Origin of the sequence: Streptomyces sp. NPDC000348 (genome assembly GCF_042898795.1) — a bacterium.
In the GTDB taxonomy this organism is placed as follows: Bacteria; Actinomycetota; Actinomycetes; order Streptomycetales; family Streptomycetaceae; genus Streptomyces.
Genome location: NZ_JBIAZD010000008.1, coordinates 296839 through 310909, shown reverse-complemented (window position 1 = coordinate 310909; position 14071 = coordinate 296839). Strand labels below are relative to the sequence as shown.

12 protein-coding genes and 2 pseudogenes are annotated in these 14071 nt (G+C 72.7%); 5 read left to right on the top strand and 9 right to left on the bottom strand.

Annotation, left to right across the window (positions count from 1 at the left end):
- Positions 1–81: 81 nt before the first annotated feature.
- From amiA to ACFY3N_RS18525, 5 genes are all read right to left on the bottom strand, one after another.
- Positions 82–195, bottom strand: coding sequence for a streptamidine family RiPP (gene amiA / locus ACFY3N_RS18545; RefSeq protein ID WP_240449383.1), 114 nt, complete (start codon positions 193–195; stop codon positions 82–84).
- A gap of 57 nt (positions 196–252) precedes the next feature.
- Entirely contained in the window at positions 253–1074 is an 822-nt protein-coding gene (locus ACFY3N_RS18540) for an ABC transporter ATP-binding protein (RefSeq protein WP_352167754.1), read from the bottom strand.
- 20 nt (positions 1075–1094) lie between these two features.
- Entirely contained in the window at positions 1095–2102 is a 1008-nt protein-coding gene (locus ACFY3N_RS18535) for a FecCD family ABC transporter permease (protein WP_390817747.1), read from the bottom strand.
- Complete coding sequence (locus ACFY3N_RS18530) at positions 2099–3247, bottom strand: FecCD family ABC transporter permease (protein WP_390817746.1); 1149 nt, start codon at positions 3245–3247, stop codon at positions 2099–2101. Before ACFY3N_RS18530 ends, ACFY3N_RS18535 begins: the two co-directional genes overlap by 4 nt.
- Before the next feature lie 92 nt (positions 3248–3339).
- On the bottom strand, positions 3340–4317 hold the full coding sequence (locus ACFY3N_RS18525; protein ID WP_390817745.1) for an ABC transporter substrate-binding protein: 978 nt from the start codon (positions 4315–4317) through the stop codon (positions 3340–3342).
- A gap of 85 nt (positions 4318–4402) precedes the next feature.
- Here ACFY3N_RS18525 and ACFY3N_RS18520 point away from each other — a divergent pair, with 85 nt between their 5' ends.
- Complete coding sequence (locus tag ACFY3N_RS18520; RefSeq protein ID WP_390817744.1) at positions 4403–5602, top strand: hypothetical protein; 1200 nt, start codon at positions 4403–4405, stop codon at positions 5600–5602.
- A 202-nt stretch (positions 5603–5804) separates the two neighbouring features.
- Here the strand turns inward: ACFY3N_RS18520 and ACFY3N_RS18515 are convergent.
- The 3 genes and pseudogenes from ACFY3N_RS18515 to ACFY3N_RS18505 all read right to left on the bottom strand — a co-directional run.
- Positions 5805–6268 (bottom strand): annotated as a pseudogene (locus tag ACFY3N_RS18515) (hypothetical protein); the annotation flags it as partial.
- Between the two features lie 28 nt (positions 6269–6296).
- A complete protein-coding gene (locus ACFY3N_RS18510; protein ID WP_390817743.1) occupies positions 6297–6692 on the bottom strand; it encodes a (2Fe-2S) ferredoxin domain-containing protein in 396 nt (131 codons plus the stop codon).
- Positions 6689–8668 (bottom strand): heavy metal translocating P-type ATPase, encoded by a 1980-nt coding sequence (locus ACFY3N_RS18505; RefSeq protein WP_390817742.1) that lies wholly within the window; start codon positions 8666–8668, stop codon positions 6689–6691. Before ACFY3N_RS18505 ends, ACFY3N_RS18510 begins: the two co-directional genes overlap by 4 nt.
- Positions 8669–8802: 134 nt before the next feature.
- Between ACFY3N_RS18505 and ACFY3N_RS18500 the strand changes: the two genes are divergently transcribed.
- From ACFY3N_RS18500 to ACFY3N_RS18485, 4 genes and pseudogenes are all read left to right on the top strand, one after another.
- The gene (locus ACFY3N_RS18500) at positions 8803–9246 is read left to right on the top strand and encodes an ArsR/SmtB family transcription factor (protein WP_390817741.1); all 444 of its coding nucleotides are present in this window, start codon (positions 8803–8805) and stop codon (positions 9244–9246) included.
- An 85-nt stretch (positions 9247–9331) separates the two neighbouring features.
- Positions 9332–10159, top strand: a pseudogene (locus tag ACFY3N_RS18495) (transposase); the annotation flags it as partial.
- A gap of 451 nt (positions 10160–10610) precedes the next feature.
- Entirely contained in the window at positions 10611–11291 is a 681-nt protein-coding gene (locus ACFY3N_RS18490) for a response regulator transcription factor (protein ID WP_390817740.1), read from the top strand.
- Positions 11288–12616 carry a sensor histidine kinase gene (locus ACFY3N_RS18485; protein WP_390817739.1) on the top strand — a complete coding sequence of 443 codons (1329 nt, stop codon included), beginning with the start codon at positions 11288–11290 and terminating at the stop codon, positions 12614–12616. Before ACFY3N_RS18490 ends, ACFY3N_RS18485 begins: the two co-directional genes overlap by 4 nt.
- Here the strand turns inward: ACFY3N_RS18485 and ACFY3N_RS18480 are convergent.
- Positions 12522–14063, bottom strand: a complete 1542-nt coding sequence (locus tag ACFY3N_RS18480) for an aromatic amino acid ammonia-lyase (protein ID WP_390817738.1) — start codon at positions 14061–14063, stop codon at positions 12522–12524. The two genes, ACFY3N_RS18485 and ACFY3N_RS18480, sit on opposite strands and share 95 nt — an antisense overlap.
- Positions 14064–14071: the final 8 nt, after the last annotated feature.

Genomic DNA, 14071 nt, shown 5'->3' with positions numbered 1-14071 from the left:
TGTCGACGGGAGCGGGGACGGGCGTGGGCCCGCCCGGAAGGCATCGGGCGGGCCCACGGTCGAGGGTGGCTAGGCCCTCGCTTACTCCTCGGTGTCCTCGAAGGGGTTCTCGACGAGCGCGTTGGAGTGAGAGGCCGAGTCGTGAGCCAGCTGACCCGGGTCGGCGATCGGTGCGAAGACCTGCTCGTTTTCCATGAACTCTCCTTCATCAGCAGGGAGATACGGCGTTCGGATGAGCGCCGTGACCCCAATCTAATGAATCTGATTTTCATATTCTAGAGCTGCGATGGGGTGATCTGGGTAACACACAGGCCACCCCCCTTCCGGATCCTCACCGACCCGGCCCGCCACCTGCAGCACCTCCGCCAGCAACCCCGGCGTGACGACCTGCTTCGGCGCTCCGTCGGCCACCACACGGCCCTCCCGCAGGGCGACGACCCGCTCGGCGAACCGGGCTGCGTGGGCCAGGTCGTGCAGCACCATCACCACCGTGAGCCCGCGTTCCTCCCGCAGACGCACCACGGTCTGCAGTACGTCGAGCTGGTGGTGCAGATCCAGGTACGTGGTCGGCTCGTCGAGCAGCAGGACCCGGGTGTCCTGCGCGAGCGCCATCGCGAGCCGGACACGTTGCCGCTCGCCGCCGGACAGCGCGTCGACGTCACGGTCGGCCCAGTCCTCCACCCCGACATCACGCAGCGCCCGGCGCACGACGGGGTCGTCGCCCTCGCGCAGCATGCCCAGCGGGCCACGTGCCGCATACCGCCCCTGACGGACGAGGTGACGCACCGTCATGCCCGGCACGGCCGGAGCCGACTGGTGCAGCAAGGCCACCCTCCGGGCCGTGGCGCGTCTCGAAAGCCGCGTGACGTCGTCCTCGCCGAGCAGCACGCGCCCTTCGTCGGGGTGCAGCAGCCCGGCGGCCAGCCGCAGCAGGGTCGACTTGCCGCAGCCGTTCAGGCCGATCAGGGCGGTCAGTTCGCCCGGCCGGACGGTCAGGTCGACGCCCCGCAGCACGGGCCGTCCGGGGTAGCCGAAGTGAACCCCCTCGACGTGGATCCCCACGGACTCGATCATGCTCTGTCCTCAATTCGACGTCAGAACGTACGGCTCGGCGTGCGGCGCACGACGAGCAGCAGCAGCGCGGCACCGAGGCAGGCGGTGAGCGCCCCGACCGGCAGCGTGAGCCGCCCGGAGTCCAGCGCCGTCGCCAGCAGCCGCGAGGACAACTGCGCCGCCGCGTCGGCCCCGCACACCACGACCGCGCCTGTCAGGGCGGCGCCGGGAAGGCTCCGGCGCAGGTCCGCACCGAAGACGGCCACGGCCAGATGCGGGACGAGCAACCCGATGAAGCCCAGCGCGCCGACGGCAGCCACGGCGCCGGCGGTCAGGGCCACCGCGCACATCAGGGCCAGGGTCCGGGCCCGGCGAGCGGAGAGACCGGCGGCGAGGGCGATGTCGTCCCCGCAGCGCAGCAGGGTCAACGGCCCCGCCAGCAGCCAGGCGGCAACCCCCCAGACGAGCGCCCACGGCCACAGCAGGTGCCAGTGCTCCCACACCCGGCCCTCCGTGGTGCCCACCAGCCACTGCACGACGCTGCCGAGCTCACCCGGTTCCACGAGCAGCACCATGGCGGTGAGCCCGCCGAGCACCGCCGACACCAGCACCCCGTGCACGGCGGTCTGCGCGGGATCACCGCGCCCGCGGCCGGCGAGCAGCCACAGCAGCGCTGCTCCGGCGCACCCTCCCGCGCAGGCGGCGAGGACCACGGCCAGGGGCGAATCCCACCCGGCGAGCCCCAGGGCGGTCGCGGTGACGGCGCCGAGGACCGCCCCCGGGGTCACGCCCGTCACCTCCGGTCCGGCCAGGGGATTACGCAGGGCGGACTGCAGGACCAGTCCCGCCACGGCCAGACAGGCACCCGCGCCGAGGGCCACCAGCAGCCTCGGCAGACGCAGTTGGAACAAGATGTGGCGCTCCGTCGGGTCACCGCCACCGTTGAGGACGTCCCAGACCGCCCCCGGGGACATGCCGCGCCCGGCCACCACCTCCACTGCGGCGCACACGACGGCCAGTGCTGCGAGGGCCGTGAAACGCCGGGTCACCGTACGTCCTCCGTTCCGATCGTCCCGAGAGGCGGCGAGGTCGGACCGCCGGGCCCGGGTTCGCCCCGGTGAGCGTGATGCGATGCCCCGGCGGGAGGTACTTCGTCCGCCCCACCCGAAGCCGTCTTCCGCGGCCCGGACAGCTGCTCGCGCACCCCGGACGAAGCGGCCGGTCCGCGCCGGGCCACCGCCCGGCGACGGCCACCCGACCGCATCAGCGCGACGCCGGCCGGCACCCCCAGCAGGGCCGTCCACGCGCCGGCAGGCGTCTCCACGGGCGCCAGCGCCAGCCGGGCCGGGACATCGGCGACCACCACGACGACAGCGCCCCAGGCCGCGGACCAGGGGAGCCAGCGCACCGCTCCCGCCGCTGGATCGAACCAGCGGCTCAGGTGCGGGGCGAGGAACCCCACCCACGCGACGGGCCCGCACACGGCCGTCACCGGAGCGATCAGCACCACGGCGATGGCCAGCGCTGCCAGCCGGGCGCGCTGAGCTCGCACACCGAGCGCCTCCGCGTCCTCGTCGCCCAGCCGCAGCACGGACAGCACCGGCGCGCACAGCACGAGTGCGGGCACCGCGACGAGCAGCCACGGCCACAGGCCCGTCACGTCCTCCCACGTCCGGGCGGAGAGGGAGCCGAGCAGGTAGCGGTAGATCAGCTGGAGGTCGAGCTGGTCGGCCATGACCATCAGGACGAGCAGCGCGGCCTGCAGCGCGGCCGCCACCGCGGCGCCGGTCAGCAGCACGGCGGACGGGCTGCGGCCCAGCCCCGCGACGAGCAGCGTCAGTCCGCCGCCGAGTGCGGCGCCGCCGATGGCCAGCAGCGGCTGGACGGCGGCGGGCAGCGAGAGGGTCAGCACCAGCGGCGCGGCCACCCCGAGCGCGGCCCCGGACGACACGCCCAGCATCTCCGGCACCGCCAGGGGGTTGCGCAGCGCCTCCTGGAGCACCAGTCCGGCCGCCCCCAGACATGCTCCGGCGACGAGCGCCAGCAGCAGGCGGGGCACGCGAAGTTCGGTCACGACGATCCCGGCGAGGGTGGTCTCCCCGTCCAGTACCGCGGCGACCAGCCGGTGCGGGGGGACGTAGGGGGTGCCGAGGCCGAGCGCGCAGACCGAGGAGACCGCCAGCAACACGACCACCAGAAGCGGTTGCCACCTCCGCACACCGCGCGACGGCCGCTCTCCGCCCGCCGCGGCGTGATCGGCTACGGCGGGCGCTGGAAGGGACGTCCTCACCGCAGCGCGGCCGTGGCCTCGTCGAGCACGATGCCCAGCGAACGGGTGCCACGCCCCTTGGCCCACACCTCTGAGTTCACCTCGTGGACGTCACCGTTCCTCACTGCCGGAATCCTGCCCCAGAGCGGGTTCCCGGCGAGCTTCTCGGACAGTTCGCCCTCCGCGTCGCCGAAGCTCAGCGTCTCGACGAACAGCACGTCGACGTCCTTGGCAAGGATCTCTTCGAGACTGTAACTGCCCTCCACACCACGGGACTTCCACGGGTAGTCGGCGATCTTGGGGAACAGGCTGGCAGCCACGTCACCTTCGGGCGTCGCGACGCCGAAGTTCTCGTCACTGCCGTAGATGATGAGCGCGGTCTTGTCGCTCGGGGTCTTCTCGGCCTCGGCGAGCTTCGTCCGGAAGGTCCTCTCCGCCTTCTCCCCCTGGGCGGTGCGGCCGGTGAGCGCGGCGGTGTCGCGCAAATAGCCCACGCTGTCCTGCCACGTCTCGGGCTGCATGGCCCAGAACGTGGTCGCTCCCTTGAGTGCCGGGGCGAGCTTGCCGTGGGTGTCCCCGAGGCCGATCACGAGATCGGGCTTGTGGGAGAGGATCGCCTCCACCTCCGGGGCGATGAATCCGCCGGGGATGACGTCCACCTCCTTGGCCTTCTCCTCTCCCAGGAAGTCCGGGTGGGCGAGCAACGCGCTGTTGGTGGCCGCCGGCACGATGCCCAGTTCCGTCAGGATGTCGTCGCACAGGGCGAACAGGCAGACGATCCGCTCGGGCTCCTTCTTCAAGGAGATCCTGCCGCCGTTGGTGTCGGTCAACTCCGTCGACGCCTTGATGGGTTCGACGGTCACCTCCGTCTTCGCCGCGGGCTCGGCCTTGTCGTTCGCGGGTTCTTCGGAGGACGAGCCGCAGCCGACCAGGAGCGAACCCACCGCCGCTGCGGTGAGCCAACTGCGAACGAATCTCGACGGTGAGCGCAGCATCGATGCCCTCGCTTCTTTTCAGGTACCGGGAACGCACTGAAGATACATGATAATCGTTTTCACCAGACCGGTTTCTGGAGGACTCATGCCTGCTGCCACACCCGTCCTGCTCGTCTCCGACCATGTGGCCGGAGCCGTACACCTGCTGACCGTGCCCGACGGTGCCGTAGCAGGGCGCCTCACCGGCCGTCACCTTTCGGAGCACGCCGGGTTCCTGGCGCTGCCGGGCGGGCGGGTGGCCTGCGTCGACGACCGCCGCGGGGAACTGCTGGTGCTCAACCCCTACGCCGAGGAGCTCGTGGAACGCGCGGTTCCGGTCGCCGTGCCGGCCGAGCACCTCGCCTGCGACCCGTCCGGCCGCCGACTGGCCGTCACCACCGGCCTCGGCAAGAACAGCGAACCGTGGTCGGACCTGATGACGGTCCTCGACCTGGCCACCGGAGAGGCCGCACGGGTGCGGACGCGCATCGGCGAACCGGGCGTGACCGTACTGGGCGGGACCGACCCACTGGTCGTACTGCGGCACCGGGAACCCGGTGCGCTGGCCGTCCACCGGTTCGCGGACCTCCTCGCGGCTCCGCCCGGCTGCCCCCTGGTCACCCCTCACGCGCTCCTGCCGCTGCCGGACGACGGACACGGGGACGCGCAGGCACCCGACTCGGAGCAGGTGTTCGCGGCCACGAGCCGGGGGGTGCACCGGGCCCGCAGAAAGGGCGACATCCTCGCTGCCGAGGCGGTCATTCCGTGGGGATCGCCCGCCCGGGGCTGGTACCTCCGGCTCGACACCCGGCGTCAGGCACTGTGGACCACGCTGCGCGGCGGCGACCCGGACCCGCTGCGCTGGCCGGAGTGGACCAACCAGGCATGGCACCATGAGCTGGGAACCGGCCGCACGCTGCTCACGGACCTCGGTCCCGGGCTCGTCTTCCGGCTGGCCCTAGCCCGGCGCCACACCGCCTTCACCCGTGTCCATCCCGACGGCGACGAGCTGATCCTGCTCGGCGCCGACGGCGCCGCCCGCCGCTTCCCCCTGCCCGGTATGGACGGTGCCCCACGTCGCGGCGGCACCCCCTGGGAGGGCGTCCAACGCCGCGCGGTGGCCGCCTCACCGGGCTCCGACTGGATCGCCGTCACCCGGGGCGGCCACAGCGAGGTGCACATCGTCGACGCGGAGACCGGCCACGAGGCGGCGCGTCCGCGGCTGAGCACACCGCTGCATCACGGCGGCCACCTGACACTGCGCGTCCGGAACGACGGTGCCGACGGTGATCCCGTGGGTCGGTGACGGATCGTGTGGGCCGACGCGTTCCAGGCGTCCCCGACAGCCGCCCGCCCACACGAGCGACACCCGGGACCCCGCCACACGTGCGTCCGTACGCCGCTTCTCCCGTCGTGGCCGAGGACCGGGTCCGGTCCCGCGGCGGGACAGGCGGTGTGCCCCCGCCACCGCAGCATCGAGGCCACTTGGGCGAGGGCACGTTGCGGGGTCAGTGTCCGGCGACGACGCCCGACGGTTCGTTGGTGCTCTCCGGCAGGGTGACGGAGGTGATCTTCTTCCCCGTGTCCAGGTCGATGGCGTGCAGGGCCTTCTTGCCGGGGTCGGAGACGTACGCGGTGTGGTCGCGGACGAACAGGGTGGGCCGGGCCTGCTGCCAGTCCAGCGGCTCCTGCCACTCGCCCACGGCGGGGATCTTCTTCCCGATCTTGCCGGTGTTCCGGTCGATGACGTGGATGACGCCGTCGGTGCCGAGGACCAGGGCCTCGCCGTGCGGGCCGCGGGCCAGTGAGCGGAAGGAGTAGCTGGTGCCCAGGTCCACCAGGCGCAGCTTCTTCTTCTCGTGTCGATGAGGGAGACGCGGGTGGGCCGCTCCAGCTCGGCCTCGGGGTCGGTCCTGTAGTCGCCCAGGAGGATCGGTGAGGTGTCGCTGCCGGCCTGGTTGCCGATGCGGCCGCAACTGACAACGGCCGCCGTGTGCTTCTCAGCCCTCGACGGCCCGTCGTACGCGCCGGGACGGGCCGAACTCGTACAGGCCGAGGATGTCCGGCGGTTCGGCGAGGCCCGGTCCGCCGGAGCGCACCCACGCCACGATGTCGCCCGTCGCGTCAGGGTCGTTGACCAGGCCCAGCCAGACCGGCCGCCCGCCTGCGGCCCGCCCGGGCGAAGACGGCTGTACGACGATGACGTTGGCCTGCTCGCACGCGTCGAGACAGTTCACCGCCCGGACCTGGGCGATCGCCCCCAGTTCGGCCTTGAGTACGGCGAGTTGGGCGGCATGGTCGGTGCCGGGTACCTTGGCCGTGCCGCAGCAGCACCCCCGGCACACGGTCACCGTGCACCGGGGCGCCGCCTGTGCGGGAGCCTTGCGGCGGCTCACTCGGCGGCCCGCTTCCAGGCCGCTTCGCGCAGCAGCCGCAGTCCGTTGAGGCCGACGATGACGGTGGAGCCCTCGTGGCCCGCGACGCCGAGCGGCAGCGGCAGGTTGCCGGCCAGGTCCCAGATCACCAGGCCGGTGATGAAGACTCCGGCGATGACCAGGTTCTGCACGACGAGTTTGCGGGCGCGCCGGGACAGGGCGATCACGGCGGGGACTGTGGCGAGTTCGTCGCGGACGATGACGGCGTCGGCGGTCTCCAGGGCGAGGTCGGAACCCGCCCGGCCCATCGCGACACCGGTGTGGGCAGCTGCCAGCGCCGGGGCGTCGTTGACGCCGTCGCCCACGACCATCACCTTGCGGCCGGAGTCCTCCAGCTTTCGCACCGCACTCACCTTGTGCTGGGGCAGCAGTCCTGCCCGTACGTCCTCGATGCCGACCTCGGCGGCCAGGCGGGCGGCAGCGCGCGGATTGTCGCCGGTCAGCAGTACGGGTGCGGTTCCGGTGAGGGACCTCAGCGAGGTGACGGTGGCGGTGGCGTCGGGCCGCAGCCGGTCCGCAATGCCGAGCACGCCCACCGGCGTACCGTCCACCGTGACCAGGACCGCGGTCCGTCCGCCGTCCTCCAGTCCACCGACAAGCACCGCCGCGAGGGCGGAGTCCGCGTCCGTCGCCCCGCCAAGGAGCCGCGCCGGGGCGCCGACCACGACCACGCGCCCGTCCACGGTGGCTGTCACCCCGACGCCGGGCGTGGAGTCGAAGTCCTCTGCCACCGGCAGGGCGAGCCCGCGTTCACGTGCCGCGTCCACAACGGAACGGGCCAGCGGATGCTCGCTCGGGTGCTCCGCGGCGGCCGCGAGGACCAGCAACTCACGCTCGTCCAGCCGGGATGCGGCGAGCGGTCGGACGTCGGTGACCCGCGGCGTGCCCTCGGTCAGCGTGCCGGTCTTGTCGAGCGCCACCGCGTCGACCTGCCCCAGCCTCTCCATCACCACCGCCGACTTGACCAGAACACCATGCCGTCCGGCATTCGCGATGGCCGACAGCAGGGGCGGCATCGTCGCCAGGACGACCGCGCACGGTGAGGCCACGATCATGAACGTCATCGCCCGTAGCAACGCATCGGCGAGGTCCGTGCCGAAGGCCAGCGGGACGAGGAACACGGCCAGCGTCGCCACCACCATGCCCAGCGAGTAGCGCTGTTCGACCTTCTCGATGAACAACTGGGTCGGCGCCTTGGTCTCGGACGCCTCCTCCACCATCCGCACGATCCGGGCGACCACCGTGTCGGAGGCATCACGGTCCACACGGACGCGCAAGGCGCCGGTGCCGTTGAGGGTGCCCGCGAAGACCTCGTCGCCCTGCCCCTTGGCAACGGGCAACGGCTCACCCGTGATGGTCGCCTGGTCGACGTCGCTCGTCCCGTCGAGCACCCGGCCATCGGCACCGATGCGCTCGCCGGGCCGCACGAGGACGGTGTCACCGACGGACAGTTTCTCCACGGCGACGGTCGCCTCGCTGCCATCGGCGTCAACGCGGGTGGCCGTGGCCGGTGCCAGATCGAGCAGGCCGCGCACCGAGTCAGCGGTTCGTGCCGTGGCCAGCGCCTCCAGCGCACCGGACGTGGCGAAGATGACGATCAGCAGCGCGCCGTCCATCACCTGCCCGATCGACGCCGCCCCGAGAGCGGCGACGACCATCAGCAGGTCGACATCGAGCGTCTTCTCCCGCAGCGCCTGCAGGCCCGCCCACCCCGGCTCCCAACCGCCGGCCACATACGTCACCGCGTACAGCGGCCCCCATGTCCACGCCGGAGCACCAGCCAGCTGCAGCGGCAGCGCGAGCAGGAAGAAGACGGCAGCTGCGGCGGCCCAGCGCGCCTCAGGCAGGGCGAGGACACGGGTACGGCGCCGGGGCGCGCCGCCGTCGCGCGGAGACGTGGCCCGGCCGGGTGGGGCTGGGGTGACGGTGGAGGTCATCGGAGCGGAACTCCTTCACGACGGCATGACGAAACAGCGGCCAGCCGGAATGCCGGCACCGCTCCCTCCACCTTACAGGACCACATGAAGAGTCATTCATGCGTTCATGGGTTCCTCTCCGTAGGATGACAACCATGGGCCATGGAGCTGACGCCGAAACCACCGCCACCGCGCGCGAGCGCCTCGAGACCGTAGGCGCCGCCGACGTGGCCGCCACACTCCAGGCTCTGGCCACGCCCTCCCGGCTGCGGATCCTGGCCCGCCTCCAGGAGGGCCCCTGCGCCGCCACCGAACTCGCCGACGCCGTCGGCATGGAACAGTCCGCCTGCTCCCACCAACTGCGCCTGCTGCGCAACCTCGGCCTGGTCACCGGGGAGCGCCGGGGCCGCTCGGTCATCTACGCCCTCTACGACAACCACGTCGCCGAACTCCTGGAGCAGGCCCTCTATCACGTCGAGCACCTGCGCCTCGGCCTGCGCGACACCCCGGCCGCCGTGGCCGGGGCTCGCTCTGCGCTGGGCATGCGGCAGTCCGGCAGCGCCGCTACGGCCGCCTCCTCGGGGCGCAGGCCGACGTAGTACAGGTCGACGAAGGTCCCGACCAGCCAACGGCCATGAGCCCGCCGGTAGCCGCCCACGCAGGAGACGGCGCTGAGCAGATCTCGTAGCTGGTGTCGAACTGGCCGTCCCCAAGCTGAGGCAGGGCAGCTCCTTCCCGCACTGGCTGCTGGAACGCCAACGCCGGGCCGAGCAGGCCCTGATCTCGGTGGTCGCCACCGCCTACCTCCTTGGTGTCTCCACCCGCCGAGTGGAGAAACTCGCCGAGTCCCTCGGCGTCACCCAGCTGTCGAAGTCCCAGGTCAGCGCGATGGCCAAGCGCCTGGACGAGCAGGTCACCGCCTTCCGCAACCGGCCCCTGGACGCCGGCCCGTACCCCTTCGTCCGAGTGGACGCCCTGACGCAGAAGGTCCGCGAGGGCGGCCGCATCATCAACGTCCACGCACTGATCGCGGTCGGCGTCAACGCCGACGGCCACCGCGAGATCCTCGGCCTGGACGTGGCCACCGCCGAGGACGGCGCCGGCCGGCCGGCCTTCCTGTGCTCGCTGATCGCCCGCGGCCTGTCCGGCGTCCAGCTCGTCGTCTCCGACGCCCACGCCGGCCTGGTGGACGCGATCGGCGCGGTGCTGCCCGGCGCGTCGTGGCAGCGCATTCCCTGGGTCTACGCCTCAGCAGTCCTTGGTGAGTCCCCGCCCTCGCGAGGGGACGATAGCCACCGCATTGCCACCATGAGGAATTACCGCAGTTTGATGCCCCTCGCGCACGACGCACGCAAGCCCATGTTCGATCTGAGGCCGGCTGATGGTGCACTCGGCAGCACCCAGCAGTACGTTAAAACCTGCTTCAAGGAGTTCAAGGCGCTGTCTGAAGGGGTTCTGGCCAGACTGGAAGGTATCCCCCGAGACATGGGCGAGGAGTCCGAGGCTGGCTGACGGTTTCAATTCGACGAGTACGTCAAGGCATGCCCCATCTCAGCACGCGTCTTGCTCGACAGATCGCATGGGAGGCAGCGGCACAGGGTCCGTCCTGCCCGATGGTGGTGGCCAGTGGGGTCGGCACCTCCCGCGGACCAGCGCACTGGTCACAGCCCGTCGTGACGGCCGCACCGATCGCAGCGCGGAAGACGGACGCCGACGAGCTCATCCGTCTCCGTCGTGCTCGACGTCCAGGAATTACGGACCGAGCAGGTACGCATCCAGGGGCCGTGCCGCTCGTTTCCCCAGGTGAGTCCGCCTTGCGGGGTTTTGCGGACGGATGTGCGGTGGCGTGATCCCGCCGGTCGGCGGCCGACGCGGCGGCACCCTTTTCCCCAGGGACTCGGACCCGGAACTCACGTGCGTCACACAGGCGTTGACTGGCGAGACTGCGGCGAGGGAGGGCACAGTGGCTCAGGAGCACACGCGAGATCCCTGGCGACTGCTGCTGGTCGAGGACGACCGGGAGCTGGTCGAGCTGCTCACCGGGGTACTGCGGGACGAGGGGTACGCGGTGGACGTCGCGACCGACGGGCAGCGGGGCCTGCACCTCGGCCTCACCCGCATGTACGACGTACTTGTCATCGACCGGCGGCTGCCGGTGCTGGACGGCCTCGACCTGCTGCGCCGGCTGCGGTCCCGTCCGGTGCGTTCGCCGGTGCTGCTGCTGACCGGGATGAGCAGCGTGCACGACCGGGTGGACGGTCTGGACGCCGGCGCCGACGACTATCTGGTCAAACCCTTCGACCTGGACGAACTCACCGCCCGCCTGCGGGCGTTGTGCCGGCGCTCGCTGGACGCGGCCGATGTGCTGCGGATCGGCTCCGGCCATCTGCACGTCGGACGCCGGGAGGTGGTGCTGGCGGACGGCGAGCGGATCGCCCTGGCCGCACGGGAGTTCACGCTGCTGTGGGCGCTGGCCGCCCGCCCCGACGCGGTGTACTCGCGGGCGGAACTGCGCCGGATCGTCTTCGAGGAGGCGCACGCGCCGTCCATCGTCGACACCTACGTGTACTACCTGCGCCGCAAGCTCGGCCGCAGGGCGGTGCGCACGGTCCGCGGACTCGGCTACCGGCTGGGGGCGTTGTGAGGGAGCCGGGGCAGACCGGGGACGGGGCGGTACGCCGGGCCCGGCGGCGGATCACCTGGACCACCGGTGCCATCATCACCCTGCTGATCACCGTCGTCAGCGGGGTCGCGTACGCCGTGATGACGCAGGCGCAGGACGACCAGGTGCGCCGTGAAGTGCGCTACGGCGCGGCGCACGGCGACCTGTCACGCCCTCCCGGGTGCATGTGGCTGTACGGGCCGGGTGCGACAACGTTACCGAACGCGCCGGCCGGGTTCCCGTTGCGTGCCGATCTGGACCGGGTGCGGCTGACCCGCACGCCGGTCGAGCGCACGGTGCGGCGCGAGGACACCGCCTATCTGGTGCGGACGCAGGTCCGGGACGACGGCGACGTGGTGCAGGCCGTGTTCGATCTGCGTTTCCAGCTCGCCGACCGCGGCAACCTGTGGTTCGCGCTGGGCGTGGCCGAGGCGGTGGGGCTGGCCGCCGCGGCCGTCACCGGCGGGGTCCTCGGGCGCCGGGCGGTGGCGCCGCTGGCCGAGGCACTGACCCGGCAGCGGCGGTTCGTCGCGGACGCCAGCCACGAGCTGCGCACGCCGATCACCCACGCGCACACGCGGGCGCAGGTGCTGGCGCGCCGGGCGGCGGCCGAAGGGCTACCGGCGGCGCACCGGGACGGCCTGACCCTGCTGGTCGCCTCCCTCGGCCGGCTCGGCGAGGTGCTGGACGATCTGCTGTCGTCGGCGACCCTCGCGGCGGGGCCGGCGGGGCGGGCGATGCGGCGGCAGGTGGATCTGGTGGCCCTGGCCCGTTCCGCGGCCGCAGAGGAGGCGGAACGCGTCCGGGAGCGCGGGCTGACCGTCCGCGTGGACGGGCCGTCGCATCCGCTGTGGGTCGACGGGGTCGCGTCCGCCCTGCGCCGGGCGGTCGGGGAGCTGCTGGCCAACGCCATCGCCCACACCTCGCCGGGCGGCCGGATCGAGGTGGCGCTGTCCCGTTCGGGCACGACGGTGGTACTGGCGGTCACGGACACCGGGGCCGGCTTCGACGCCGCTGAGGCCGAGCGGCTGTTCCGTCGGTTCCACCGGGGCGGCGGCGGCCGGTACGGGCTGGGGCTGGCCCTGCTGCGGGAGGTCGTCACGAGCCACGGCGGCACGGTCGTGGCGGCGAGCCGGCCGGGGCGCGGTGCGCGGTTCACCCTCCGGCTGCCGCAGAGCGCGTCGTCGCCCCCGACGGTCGCGGACCGCGCGGTCAGGACATGGCGTGGGTGGCGAGCACCCGTGCCGCTGTCCGGACGTCCGCGTCCAACGGCCGGTCCGGGTCGACCGGGTCGATCGCGGCGCTGAGGGTGTCGAGGAGGGCGGCGCACCGGGACGCGGTGGGTCGCCTGGCGCCGACGTGGACGGCCTGGCGCAGGCCGAGGGCGAGGGAGCCGCACAGCAGGCCGAACAGTTCGGCCATGTCGTGGGCGCGCAGGGCGGCTTGGGTGCCGAACGGGACGATGTCCTGGTTGTGAAGGTTCGTCGGCAGGCTCTGCATGGCGGCGGGGGTCGCGCAACGGCGGATCTCCGCGACGAAGGCGGTGGCCGCCAGTTGCACGCCCTGGAGGCCGTGCTGGGCGCCGGGTTCGGTGGCGAGCATGGGCGGGAGGCCGCCGTTGCGGGCCGGGTCCACCAGCAGGTCGAGCTGGCGTTCGGCGAGGTTGCCGAGCTGTGCGGTGACGGAGGCGAGCAGGTCGGCGGCGAACGCCGCGGGCTGCCCGAAGAAGTTCCCGCCGTGCACCGCCCTCCCCTCCCCCGGGTCCGCGTCCGGGTCCACGGCGTCTTCCGCTCCGGGGAAGAACAGCGGGTTGTCGCTGACCCCGTCCAGGTCCGCAGCGGTCACCGCGTCGACGTACCGCAGCGCGTCCTCGGCGGCGCCGAGCAACTGCGGGGAGCAGCGGATGCTGTACGGCTCCTGCAACGGGCGTCCGCCGGACGGCACGGTGCCGGCCAGGTGGCGCCGCATGCGGGCGCCGGTGTCGACCGCGCCGGGGTGGCCGTAGGCACGCAGCAGGTCGGCGTCGAGGAAGCCGGGGTCGCAGCCGAGCAGGTCGGCCAGCAGGCAGGTCAGGGCGGTGAGTGCCCGGTGGGCGGCGCGGACGGTGTCGTGGGCCAGGGCCAGGGCCGCAGTGGTGACGGAGGTGCCGTTGACGAGGGCGAGGGCGTCGCGGCCGTCCAGGACGAGGGGGTGCAGTCCGGTGGCGGCGAGCGCCTCGGCGGCGGGCATGCGGTGCCCGTCCACGTAGGCGTGTCCCCGGCCGCGGAGCGCCTGGGCGGCGTAGGCGAGCGGGACGAGGTCGCCGCTGGCACCGACGGAGCCGTAGCGCGGCACGGCGGGCGAGAACGTGGTGGCGAACATCTCCGTCAGCCGTTCGACGACCTCGACGGACACCCCGGACAGGCCCTGGGCGAGGGACCGGGTGCGCACCAGCAGGGCGGCGCGGACGATGCCGTGCGGCAGGTCGGGGCCCTGGCCGGCGCCGAGGTGGGCGAGGGTGTTGTCGCACTGGTCGGCCTCGTCGGCCCGCCCGGCGAAGCCGACGAGGGCGCCGAAGCCCGTGGTGGCGCCGTAGATCGGCCGTCCCCCGGCGCCACCGTCGCCGTCGCGCAGGGCGCGGAAGAGGCGGCGCCCGCGGTCCAGCCGGGCGCGGGCCGCGTCGTCCACGGTGACGGTCAGCGGCTCGGCCGCGCGGCGCAGGGCGGCGGGCTCGAGGGGTTCGGTGAGCGAGACGGTGTCCGTGGTGGTCAGCACGTCCGCGA

Bases quoted from the DNA above. Each gene is read 5' to 3' on its own strand.
- amiA (WP_240449383.1), bottom strand. From the start codon at position 195: ATGGAAAACGAGCAGGTCTTCGCACCGATCGCCGACCCGGGTCAGCTG.
- ACFY3N_RS18540 (WP_352167754.1), bottom strand. From the start codon at position 1,074: ATGATCGAGTCCGTGGGGATCCACGTCGAGGGGGTTCACTTCGGCTAC.
- ACFY3N_RS18525 (WP_390817745.1), bottom strand. From the start codon at position 4,317: ATGCTGCGCTCACCGTCGAGATTCGTTCGCAGTTGGCTCACCGCAGCG.
- ACFY3N_RS18520 (WP_390817744.1), top strand. From the start codon at position 4,403: ATGCCTGCTGCCACACCCGTCCTGCTCGTCTCCGACCATGTGGCCGGA.
- ACFY3N_RS18505 (WP_390817742.1), bottom strand. From the start codon at position 8,668: ATGACCTCCACCGTCACCCCAGCCCCACCCGGCCGGGCCACGTCTCCG.
- ACFY3N_RS18500 (WP_390817741.1), top strand. From the start codon at position 8,803: ATGGGCCATGGAGCTGACGCCGAAACCACCGCCACCGCGCGCGAGCGC.